Origin of the sequence: Methylophilus sp. (assembly GCF_035460085.1) — a bacterium.
In the GTDB taxonomy this organism is placed as follows: Bacteria; Pseudomonadota; Gammaproteobacteria; order Burkholderiales; family Methylophilaceae; genus Methylophilus.
Map to the genome: position 1 here is coordinate 12,903 of NZ_DATHWZ010000044.1, position 11,668 is coordinate 24,570.

Consider the following 11,668-nt stretch of genomic DNA (forward strand, 5'->3'; position numbering starts at 1 on the left):
ATTCCTTAATTGCACCCTAAATTAAGGTCTTATGATAGCTCACTACGAAAATTAACATATGTGCAGCGACCTATTGACTACAATGTTTTACAATCTTTAAGCCTGAGAACTGTTTAATTGTTGTAAAAACCCTGCAAAAATCAATATTCCAATGCATCTACATCCACCACCCAGCGTATTTTTGCCTGCAATGGGTGTTGCCTCGCCCAGACGACTGCGGCGCGCAAAAGTTGCTGAATGGCATTGCGTTGTGTGCATTGCAACATGACATAGCCACGCTCCATGCGATTCAATCTGGCGATCCCAGGCCGCACCGGATCATATATCACTGGTTTATCAGATAAAACACCACTTTGCTGCGCGACAAACTCACGGGCTGACAGCGTCAAATCGGTTAAAAATTGCTCCACCAGCGCATAGTCAGCGGCTTCTGCCTTCATCACCGCGATATACGTCGACGGAGGAAATTGCAGGGTAATGCGTTCCTGCAGCAGACTATTGGCAAACTCGGCATAATTCTGCTGTTGCAAGGCGGCAAATAAAGGGTGCTGCGGGAAAGCGGTCTGTATCAACACTTCGCCGGGTTTGTCGCCACGTCCCGCACGGCCTGACACTTGCATCAGTTGTGCAAACAGGCGCTCACTGGCCCGATAATCCGGGCTGTAAAGCGCACTGTCGGTATCCAACACCCCGACTAACGTCAGATTGGCAAAATCATGGCCTTTGGCCAGCATCTGTGTGCCGATCAGAATATCTATTTCTCCGGCATGCACAGCCGATAGCAAGTCGGTCAGCGCGTCTTTGCCCTGGATAGTATCCCTGTCTACCCGCGCTACCCGCGCTTGCGGAAACAGCTGTTGCAAAGTTTCCTCCACCCGCTGGGTTGCCTGGCCGACCGGACGTAAATCCGCATTCCCACAACTCGGGCATTGCAGGGGAACCGGCTGCTCATCACCACAATGGTGACAGCGTAGCAGCCGTTGCCGCAGGTGCAGCACTACTTTGGCTGAACAGCGACGGCAATCTGCCAGCCATTGGCAAGCCGAGCAGTGAAGTACCGGTGCATAGCCGCGACGGTTGATAAACAGCAAGCTTTGTTCACCGCGCTCCAGGCGTTGCGTAATCGCCTGTTTCAGTTGCGGCGTTAATCCGGCTTCAGGCGGTGAGTGCGTAGTATCCACACAAAATATGCGTGGCAATCTGGCCTGGGCGGCAGCACGGTTATTCAGCGTCAACAACCGGTAGGATGGTTTTTTATTCGCGTCACCTATCGCGTTGTACCAGCTTTCGAGCGAAGGAGTTGCACTGCCAAGTACCACCGGAATACGGGATTGTTTGGCGCGCACCAGCGCCACATCACGGGCATGGTAGCGCATGCCATCCTGCTGCTTGTATGAGTGATCGTGCTCCTCATCAAGAATCATCAGCTTGAGATGCGGCATAGGTGTAAACACACTCAACCGCGTGCCGATCACAATACGCGCCTCTCCCGATTGCGCGGCCTGCCAATGTTGCAAGCGCTCACTCTCACTTAAGTGACTGTGTAAAGTCACTAACGGGAATTGACTCAATCGGCTACGGAAACGTCCTTCCAGCTGCGGCGTGAGGTTGATTTCCGGTACCAGAATCAACGCCTGGGATTTTGGTTCAGCCAATACAGCTTGCAACAGCCGGATATACACTTCTGTTTTGCCCGAACCGGTGACACCAAATAACAGCCACGGCTGAAAGCGGCCCAAGTCATTTAAAATCGAATTAACTGCGTGTGCCTGCTCTTCGTTTAATACTGGTTCACGGTCAGAAGCGGGCAAAGACGGACGCATCGCCACCACTTCGCGCCTGGTCACCAGACCGCTTTCAAGTAAAGGTTCTATTGCTTTGCGCCACCCCGAAGATACTTCCGCCAACATGCTTTCGCTACATTCCTTGTGCTGCTGCAACACAGCCACCAATCTGGCAAGTACCAATTGGCGCTTGCCTATCAGATTTTCTGGCAGCGGTTTTGCCAGCGCGAACATCCACATTTTGCGGGAAACCGCAGGCTTGGTTTGACGCAAACGCAACGGCAAACTGGAAAGCACCGTTTGCCCGAACGGGTAGTGATAATAGTCAGCACAAAACTTTAGTAATTTCAGGGTAACAGCATCAAACGGTACGTCATCGAATACTTGTAAGACGGCTTTCAGCTTGTTTTCCGGCACATCGCTTTGTTCGGGCAAAGCCATGACAATGCCGATCAGCTGCCGCCCGGCAAAAGGCACCACCACACGATTACCTACGCGGATTTCCAGACCTGTATTCAGGTAATCAAACTGGCGGTCCAATGGCACGTCCAGCACCACGCGGACAAAGCCGGCGGATGAAGTGACCTGAGTGGAAAGGGCTGCGGAACTCATGGGTGAAAGTGGTTTATTAGGTTAAAATGGCGGTTTGACTATTCCTCACCATTTTAACCTTGAAACAAACGATCACAGAATTGATTCTGCAAGCGGTCACTCCGCTGGTGGAAGACACCTCCAGCCTGAATATCATTCTTGAGCGGCCAAAGTCTGCCGAGCACGGTGACTTTGCCAGCAATATTGCCATGCAGCTGGCCAAACCTCTCAAGCAGAATCCCCGTGCGATTGCGCAAACCATCATTGACGGCTTACCCGCGAATAGCGTGATCAGCAAGGTCGAGATTGCGGGGGCTGGGTTTATTAATTTCTTCTTGTCGGCGCAAAGCAAGCAGAACGTTGTTAAAAGCATTTTTCAGGCAGGCGAGGCATTTGGCCGCAATGCTTCGGGCCAGCATGAAAAAGTGCAGGTCGAGTTTGTGTCAGCCAACCCGACCGGCCCGTTGCATGTAGGTCACGGACGTGGGGCAGCAGTCGGCGATTGCCTGTGCCGCTTGCTGGATGCGAATGGCTGGGAGGTGACACGTGAGTTTTACTACAACGATGCCGGCGCCCAGATTGATAACCTTACCAAATCAGTACATTCACGCGCCCTGGCCATTGCCCCTGACGATGCGCGTTTTCCTGAAGATGGTTATCGTGGTGAATATATTGCAGATATTGCCCAGGCTTATCTGGCCAAAGAGACAGTTACTGCTGACGACATGGCGGTCACTGCCAGCGGCGATGTCAATGATACCGAATCTATCCGCAAATTTGCCGTAGCTTATTTGCGCCATGAGCAAGACCTCGACTTACAGGCTTTCCAGATCAAATTTGATGTGTTTTCTCTGGAAAGTGCTTTGTACACTGAAGGCAAAGTCGAAAATGCCGTACAAGCCCTGATACGCAGTGGCCACACCTACGAGCAGGATGACGCCTTGTGGTTACGCACCACTGATTTTGGTGACGACAAAGACCGCGTCATGCGCAAAAAAGAGGGCGGTTATACCTATTTTGTGCCCGATGTCGCTTACCACCGTGAAAAATGGAACCGTGGTTTCAAGCGCGTGATCAACGAGCAGGGTGCCGATCACCACAGCACCATCACCCGCGTACGCGCTGGCTTGCAGGCGCTTAACACCGGCATTCCACAAGACTGGCCGGAGTACGTGCTGCACCAGATGGTGACAGTCATGCGCGGTGGCGAAGAAGTAAAACTCTCGAAACGGGCCGGCAGTTATGTCACTTTGCGTGACCTGATTGAAGAGGTCGGCTGTGACGCGACGCGCTATTTCCTGGCAGCGCGCAGTGCAGATTCACAACTGGTGTTTGATATTGACCTGGCCCGCGCGCAAACCAACGACAATCCGGTGTATTACATCCAGTATGCGCACGCGCGGATCTGCAGTGTGCTTAATCAATGGGCTGGCGACAGCGCCAGTCTGGCAAACGCAGATCTTTCGCCTTTGGAAAGTGCAGCTGAAACCGCATTGATGCAGGCCTTGAGCCAATATCCCGAAGTAGTGGCGACTGCTTGCCAGGCTTCGGCGCCGCATATGGTGGCCAATTACCTCAAAGAACTAGCCAGTGCCCTGCATAGTTATTACAATGACACCAAATTTTTGGTGGATGATGTGCAACTGAAACAAGCACGTCTGGCACTGATCACCGCTACCCGCACGGTACTGCGTAACGGTTTGCACCTGTTGGGCGTGAGTGCACCGGATAAAATGTAAACTCGTAAACATTAAACGTATTTGCAATGCATTGTTAATGAGATGAAAATTGATTAGTTGGAATAACTCACCGAATTGAATGGTTGAATAGTACACATGAGTCGCGATTACAAACCCTCACAAGCAAAGCCCAAATCTAAAAGTAGTGGCAGCTCGTTTTTTAACGGGCTGCTGGTAGGGCTTTTTCTGGGGGTCGCCCTCACAGTGGCGTTGATCATTTATATCAAGGGCGATCATAGTCCTTTCTCCAGCGCCTTTAAAAAAGACGAAGGCCAGCAAGAATTGCCGATTAAGAACACCGTGACTGAAGAAGAAGTCAAACCCGGCAGCGCAGCGATTGAAGACCCGAACAAGTTTGATTTCTACACCATTTTGCCAGATACCGAGAGCAAGATCAGTGAAGAACAGGTCAAAAAGAACCCGACCATCAAGCAGGAAAGCTACTTCATCCAAGTCGGCGCATTCGCCAAGGAAGATGATGCCAACAACCTGAAAACCCGCCTGGCTCTAGTTGGCTTTGAAGCGTTTGTGCAAACAGCGGATATCCCTAACAAAGGTACTATGCACCGGGTTCGTATCGGCCCGCTGCGTGATTTAGGCAAAATCAGTAAAATCAGCCATGACCTTGAAACCAATGGCTTCCAGGCCAATCTGATCAAGGTCAATATCGAGTCTTCTGCACATTAATGACAGCCCTTAAACCTTGGGCTGTCATCGCATTGTCACTTGGCTACGTTAAATCAACAGTTTGTAAATTATCGATACGTTAAACATCACTTTCCCTCGAACAAGGAAGCTAATTTTATGAAAAAAATGTTGTTTAGTTTGATGCTGTTGGCCGGACTGACCTCCACTGCAGTTTCAGCAGATCCACAAGTGGGCGTACAGTTTGACCAGGTCACACAACAAATCGCGACTGACCAGCCTGGCAAAATCGAAGTGATGGAAATTTTCTGGTACGGCTGTCCGCACTGCTACCATATGGAACAACCACTGGATGCATGGGTAAAAAAATTACCCGCCGACGTGTATTTCAAACGTGTACCAGCATTGCCAAATGCGGGTTGGGCGCCGATGGCGAAGGCTTTTTATGCCATGCAGGAACTGGGTGTACTAGATAAACTGCATAGCCAATTGTTCGACGCGATTCACAAAAGCAAAACGCTAAATCCTTCGGATGAAGCAGCGACGATTGACTGGGTCATCAAACAAGGTGGGCTGGACAAAATCAAGGTTGAAAAAGCCTTTAAATCTTTTGCCACCAATATGCAATTGAATAAAGCCATGCAAGTTTTCAAGGCTTCAGGGGCGACTGGTGTCCCTAGCCTGATTATCGACGGTAAATATATCACCGGTAGCTCAATGGCCGGTGGCAACGACGCTGCACTGCAAACTGCAGATTTTATTATTAACAATGTCCGCAAAGATAAAGCCAAGAAATAAGCGTTAGCTTGAAATAAAAAGCCCTGCATTTGCAGGGCTTTTTGTTGGCTTGCGTCTTTGAAAACGCTCTCCTATTGCTGAGAGAGGAACTCATTTATCCATCAGAGCTTTGACTCTCTTCTGACTTATTTTTATTCCAGCGTTTACCTGTAAACACCCAGCCCATCAAGGTGATTTCCATTAATACCCTTAAAACTCTGGTGATGGAAAATTGTGTTTTAACAGCCTCTTCCTGCAGTGTTGGATTAATAAAATCGTTTAATAATTCCTGTGCAAACGCTTGAAACTCATCTGGCACCATAAAGGTTTGCGTGTTGTAGTCTTTTATTTGCAAGCCAGGGTAAAGCTTGCTAAAAGCACCACCCCGTATGTAATACGGAATTTCATACGCATCCAGCATGGATGAAATAACCGCGACTTCAGACTCAGTTTGTGGCGTGTAGATGGGGATCATGACATCAAAATCATTTGAATATCTTTTTAAAGAAGCTATTTCTGGCTTTTTCTACTGGCAGCTTGCCAATATGATGCCCAACAAATCCCTGGTTTTGCACAGGGATAAAACTGGCAACCGTAGTGACTAAATTTGCCGCTTCAGGATTTTCAGTTTCAAGTTTAGACGACCAGAATTTCCTGGCACCATTCGATAAAAAAGCCGTTAGGTGCAAACTACGGGCACCATCATTAGTGACGAGTTCGACCACATTTTTCGCTCTATTACCTAATGAAATATAAGATCTGATAGCGCCGAAATACATAATTGGATAGCGTTTATGAAGCCGAGTGCCAAAAATAGTATAAGTAATCACTTCTATTTCCCTGCTGGCTTTATTGATCAAGACTTGCTTTTTGGAGTCTATATGCCACCGCCGCAACTTGTAGGTAATAAGCACTACTGCAATAAAAAGTAGTGATTGTGTAATGCTATTGAATCCTTTATTCAGATAACTCGCCACCGTCAAACTCAATAGGATGATAAGCAGAAAAACAGGTTGGGTTTTAAGCGCACCCTTGGCGGAGGTTATCAGTAACTCGGTCATACAGCTTTCAAAATTCAGGAACGATCTCCACTTTGGAAACGCACTCGGTGCGGAGATGTTGCTATTATTTGTTTCAGCAAAAATTCAATCATGCCGAAAATTTAAATCTGATGGGTGTGAATTCTTTGTGAATTTGACAAAACTTCCCCATATTAATTTTACATTGTGGATTTTTAAAACTTTAATTTTTTGATTTTAACCAGCGACCTATCCAGGTTTCTGGCATTTCGGTGCCAGTGACGATGTAATGCAAGGTTTTGATGTCATGCATCACATAACGTTGTATGGATTTAGCCTGGTCCATACCGCAACACAAGATTTTGTCGCCAATTTGTAATGGTGTAGAAAGCTCAGGCAACATGGATTTTTGTTCGCCACGCACCAGCATCAATGGCACCACCGGCATTTCGTGTCGCTTGCCGGATGGGCTCATCACCAGATGTTTGAGTGAAGGCTGCAACCCTTGCTGCATTAACGCACACACGGCAAAAGCCATCTCGTTTCCTATCGTGATATCCCAGGTATCGGGCACCTGCTCGCCTAATTTGGAAACCAGTTGCGCAATCACTGCATTGGCCCAGGCATTGGTTTGGTGCCGCGCAGTCGCGAGGAATTCAGCCAGCATCGGTGAAACCATATAAGACAGACAGGTATGCGCAATCACGTCACTCGGCTGCATGGTGATATCAGCATTAAAGTGCTGGAACAAGGGATCGTTGTGGCGCTTGTTTTTGCGGATGATCACAAATAATTCCGGATTCACTTCCTGCGCGGTCATGACGATAGAGAGGTTATTAATATCATTGTCAGTCCCAGCCACAATGCCAACAGCCTGTTCCACACCTGCTTGCTGCAGGATATGTGACTCTACGCCGCTGCCGACAATACAGTGTTCGCATTGGGTACCTTTAGGATCTGCTTCAATAATGGTGACATCCGCCACACCCTTTTGCAGGCTATTGACTACCGATTTCCCGAAACGGCCAAAGCCACAGGCAATCCACTTGCCTTTAGGGATCGCGGCTGGAGGTTCAATCGCATCCCCCGGTGCCCTGGTCAGCCATTCATGCAACAGGTAAGTGCCCAGCGCATTCAAGCGCATCGCTAAATGCTCACCAAAAATCTTGTAGGGATTAATAATATGGTCGGTGCCGAATGATGCCATGTTGGCCGCCACCACATCATTTTCTACCCGGGCCAGCACCGGCAGCTCTGGTTTGATCAATTTCACCGCCACTGAAATGGCGAGGTTGGCATGATCGTCATCGGTTAATGCCGCCACACCCTTGCACATAGGATTTTTGATCCCGGCATAGAGCAACACTTCTGACATTTTCGCATCTGCACACAGATGGGGCACATAGAACTGGTATTCATTCATGCCAAGTTCATTTATCCGTTCTGGATTGATTTCAAGTACCACTACCCGTAGCTCATTTTTATCCAGCGCGCGTACCAGCTCGCTACCGGTTTCACCATAGCCGCAAATCAGGTAAAAAGGCTCCATCAGGTTACAGACATCGCGCTGGAACCGGGCGGTTTTGATCGCCTGCTGTAGGGAAGCCTCCTGGAACAAGCCAATAATCGCCCCGATGGCATAGAACCAGGCAATCACTGTGAAATAAATGGAGAAGGTCATCCACATGCGTTGATGACCCGTGAATGCATAAGGAATTTCACCAAAACCGATAGTGGTGGCGGTATAGCTCAGGATATAAAATGCATCGAAAAAGCTCAGGTGATAAGGCCGGCCTTGATCATCAATCCCAGTAATCAGCACAAACCCGATCAGCGCGATGGCGTAGCTGATAATCACCATCAACAGCGGCGCGCGCATGCGCCGCAGAATCAGGAAAATAATCTGATTGAGGTTCATTGCTGGGAGACTAGCGACGCAGGGTGACGGTTTCGTAGATCAGTAAAATCACTGATGTGATATTGGCCAGGAAAGCACCACCCGACAATGACACAACGCCGACGATCACTTCCGGCGCTGCGGACTGGGTACCGGCTGCGGTCCAGATGATAGCGGCGGCGATCAGCTGCAGATCGGCCACCAGGCTGGTCGCCAGGTGAATGGCCCCAATCTGTGTACGGTCACCAAACTTGAGCACGGTAGCGATCAAATTGACTACGATGGCCGCATACAACTCATAATGCAAATGGTGTTGGGGATTATCAATTTGCCCGACAAAAAAACCAAAGTTGAGTGTCATGGCCAAAATAATAAAAAAGCCAAATATTACTTTTTCCAGATTCATACGTGTTCCCTCTCATTGTTTTATGGCATTCTAACCCAACCATTTTTTTCTGTAACTTTTATGCAACCACCAGCACCTCCTCAACTTCGCGTCCTGATTACCGGCGCTACCAGCGGCATAGGAAAAGCATTGGCTACCGCCTATGCACGCCAGCATGGCGCGCAATGTACGCTGGCACTGCTAGGACGTAACCAGTCTGCACTCACATTGTTACAGGCCCATGTGGCAGCGCTTGGTTGCCAGGCTTACTGCTATGTTGCCGATGTGCGGGATGCAACGCGTGTGCAAAGCATCGCAGAGGACTTTCTCACCAAGGTGGGAACACCACACATTGTCATCGGCAATGCCGGGGTCAGCCGTGGCACACTGACGGAACATGCAGAAGATATCCCGGCCTTTCAGGCTGTTTTTGATACAAACGTCATGGGATTAGTGCACACCTTCCAGCCGTTTATCGCCGCCATGAAAACAGCAGCCAGGCAAGGCGAATGTGCGCAATTGGTGGGCATAGCCAGCGTAGCGGGCATACGCGGCTTGCCGGGCTCAGGCGCGTACAGCGCGAGCAAGGCAGCGGCGATCACTTACCTGGAGAGCTTGCGAGTCGAAATGCAATTACACAATATTTCCGTCACCACCATTGCTCCGGGTTATATCCGCACCCCGATGACAGATATCAATACCTATCCTATGCCATTCTTGATGGACGTGGATGTGTTTGCCGACAAAGCCATCAAAGTAATCGCCAGACAAAGCCGATTCAGCGTGATTCCCTGGCAAATGGGGATCGTCACTAGTCTCATGCGTGTATTGCCTGCTGGCTTGTGGGATTTGATCATGAAAAAAGCCCCGCATAAGGCGAGGCTTTAAACTGGTAACCAACAGGTCTGATCAAAAACTGATCAGGTTAAGTCTTTGACAGTGTCTGTTTGTCCATTATTTTTCACCGACGCGATTCCGCCATCGCGCGACGCCTCAGAAGAATACATCTGGCTAGTGCCGATAATCTGGCTGTTCGCTGCGAGCAGATTAAAATATGGATTCCCATTTTTAGCTGTCAGTTTTTGATAGCGCTCATCTTTCGGGCTATTCGTACGCACAGATTCGATACCATTCGACGCTGCAGCCTTTGTAGTGTATTGCTCGCTTTTTAGAATTTGTTCCCCGTTGCCTGCTTTAAGTGCAAAACTGAATTGCCCATTTTCCTCACTTTTTGTCAGTTCAAACCAACCTGCTGCAGGGTATTTTTTTTGTACAAATCCGACCTCCAAACCAAACGCTTCACCTAATTTATTCAATGTATCTATCTGGGGATTACCCACCCCTGATTCAATTTGTCTGAGTGCTTGCACCGAAAGACCTCTATGCTTTGCAAACTCTGGTTGAGTTAATTTGGTCATTTGTCGCATAACTCTTACCGCTTCAGTTAAGCTGATTTTTTGATTCTTTATATCCTCAAAAAAGGAGATACGTAACTTTCTTTCCTCACCATAGTCGATTTTTTTAATTCTTTTATCCACTTATTAGTTCCTTTGCTGAATTAATGCGGCTAACCAATAAGTTTAACCACTCATCTTCTAGTTCATGCTCTTTTAAAAGATATGGTAAATCGTCAAAAATATTCGCAAAACTTAATATGCTCTGATGCAAAATTGATTTCGCTTCATCAGAAAGGTCTAAATGATTGAGTATCTCAGAAAGTTTATTAATTTCGTACCCATCAATAATCCATCGGCAACTACGAGGTATCATCTCTGGGTCTCTAAACATTGGCGCGCAATCATACAGAGGCGTCAATTGTACAATTCCATTCGATAATATCTGCAATGCAGTATTCCGGCCGTGATTATCAGTATTTCCTAAAGCCCTATTTAGAAATTCTCTTTTAATAAACTCAGCTGCCTCTGCCACAGGGTTAGTCGCATGTTTAATTATGGTATTTGTAAGCGTAAATAAAGATACATTACTTGGAAACCCAGAAATGCCTGCTGCCGCCAGCAAACTTTCTTGATGCACTCGGGTTACTTTATTGTTTTGATTATCCACTTCACGGTCAAATCTCTCAAAAAACATCATATTGCCAATGAATTCACATTGCCCAAATGTACGCAGTCCAATTAAAGAGGCAATTTTTTGATAAATTGATTCAATCCTAAGAATGTCTAAATCTATTTGTGTTTTCCCTCTAGGTAACTTCACAAGCCAATGTTTCAGAGAGCGCTCATCCGAAAGTGCAGAGTCTGCATGAAATAAACCTTCATAATCCTGAGTTAACAGAAACTTAGGTGCGGCCCCTTGCACACCTGTAGTACCTGCAGTCAGCATTGCATGCATCCAAATATGACTGACAAACTCTTCACTACGTTGAACAATGTCTTTTTTATCGAATCCGGAAGGCATAGTGACAACATTACGCTTTTTCCATTGATCAAAGAAAGTTACAGCTGTATCAATTCTAATATTGCCAATGGGATTAAAAGCCCCTATTTGAGCAAGTGCAATATCTGAAGTTGGCAAGCCATTACGATTTGCCTCTTCAATCAGATATTTACGACCTAATCCTTGTGGCACTAGGTCGTAAAGAAATGACGGGACTTGTCCATCTAAGTTAGGAAAAGGTTCAGAAATCGGAAGTGCCAAGGAAACAGGCAGCGGATTATCGCCAAATGCATAATGCGGCACATACTCAAACTTAACAGTTTCGCCTAGAATATAAATCTCTGCAGCAGGTATCCACTGCCCATCAATATAAATCTCAACAATGCTGTTTTTCATACTTTAATCACTATAATAAATAAACTAGCATTCGTCAA

Annotated in this window: 11 protein-coding genes; 4 read left to right on the forward strand and 7 right to left on the reverse strand. The window is 47.5% G+C overall.

The genetic code is table 11. From position 1 onward, the window contains the following. Positions 1-140 precede the first annotated feature (140 nt). Positions 141-2,396, reverse strand: coding sequence for a primosomal protein N' (locus VK958_RS06735; protein ID WP_325240055.1), 2,256 nt, complete (start codon positions 2,394-2,396; stop codon positions 141-143). A gap of 59 nt (positions 2,397-2,455) precedes the next feature. Between VK958_RS06735 and argS the strand changes: the two genes are divergently transcribed. The 3 genes from argS (at position 2,456) to VK958_RS06750 (ending at position 5,557) form a co-directional block, all read left to right on the forward strand. Next, positions 2,456-4,114 (forward strand): arginine--tRNA ligase, encoded by a 1,659-nt coding sequence (gene argS / locus VK958_RS06740; RefSeq protein ID WP_325240056.1) that lies wholly within the window; start codon positions 2,456-2,458, stop codon positions 4,112-4,114. A gap of 96 nt (positions 4,115-4,210) precedes the next feature. Then, positions 4,211-4,801: an SPOR domain-containing protein gene (locus VK958_RS06745; RefSeq protein ID WP_325240058.1), complete on the forward strand. Its 591-nt coding sequence runs from the start codon at positions 4,211-4,213 to the stop codon at positions 4,799-4,801. Positions 4,802-4,918: 117 nt separating this feature from the next. Then, complete coding sequence (locus tag VK958_RS06750; protein ID WP_325240060.1) at positions 4,919-5,557, forward strand: thiol:disulfide interchange protein DsbA/DsbL; 639 nt, start codon at positions 4,919-4,921, stop codon at positions 5,555-5,557. 94 nt (positions 5,558-5,651) lie between these two features. Here VK958_RS06750 and VK958_RS06755 read toward each other — a convergent pair whose 3' ends face one another. The 4 genes from VK958_RS06755 to VK958_RS06770 all read right to left on the reverse strand — a co-directional run bounded on the left by VK958_RS06755 (position 5,652) and on the right by VK958_RS06770 (position 8,858). Then, complete coding sequence (locus VK958_RS06755; RefSeq protein WP_325240062.1) at positions 5,652-6,011, reverse strand: hypothetical protein; 360 nt, start codon at positions 6,009-6,011, stop codon at positions 5,652-5,654. 10 nt (positions 6,012-6,021) lie between these two features. Then, positions 6,022-6,597 (reverse strand): hypothetical protein, encoded by a 576-nt coding sequence (locus VK958_RS06760; protein WP_325240064.1) that lies wholly within the window; start codon positions 6,595-6,597, stop codon positions 6,022-6,024. A 181-nt stretch (positions 6,598-6,778) separates the two neighbouring features. Further along, positions 6,779-8,473, reverse strand: a complete 1,695-nt coding sequence (locus tag VK958_RS06765; protein ID WP_325240066.1) for a potassium channel family protein — start codon at positions 8,471-8,473, stop codon at positions 6,779-6,781. A gap of 10 nt (positions 8,474-8,483) precedes the next feature. Further along, the gene (locus VK958_RS06770; protein ID WP_055830719.1) at positions 8,484-8,858 is read right to left on the reverse strand and encodes a DUF6394 family protein; all 375 of its coding nucleotides are present in this window, start codon (positions 8,856-8,858) and stop codon (positions 8,484-8,486) included. Between the two features lie 60 nt (positions 8,859-8,918). On the opposite strand from VK958_RS06770, the gene VK958_RS06775 reads away from it, so the two are divergent. After that, positions 8,919-9,725: an SDR family oxidoreductase gene (locus VK958_RS06775; RefSeq protein WP_325240071.1), complete on the forward strand. Its 807-nt coding sequence runs from the start codon at positions 8,919-8,921 to the stop codon at positions 9,723-9,725. 32 nt (positions 9,726-9,757) lie between these two features. On the opposite strand, the gene VK958_RS13965 is transcribed toward VK958_RS06775, so the two are convergent. Together VK958_RS13965 and VK958_RS06785 are read right to left on the reverse strand one after the other, a co-directional pair. Next, a complete protein-coding gene (locus tag VK958_RS13965; RefSeq protein WP_325240073.1) occupies positions 9,758-10,375 on the reverse strand; it encodes a DUF1508 domain-containing protein in 618 nt (205 codons plus the stop codon). Continuing rightward, the gene (locus VK958_RS06785) at positions 10,368-11,630 is read right to left on the reverse strand and encodes a type II toxin-antitoxin system HipA family toxin (protein WP_325240075.1); all 1,263 of its coding nucleotides are present in this window, start codon (positions 11,628-11,630) and stop codon (positions 10,368-10,370) included. Before VK958_RS06785 ends, VK958_RS13965 begins: the two co-directional genes overlap by 8 nt. Positions 11,631-11,668: the final 38 nt, after the last annotated feature.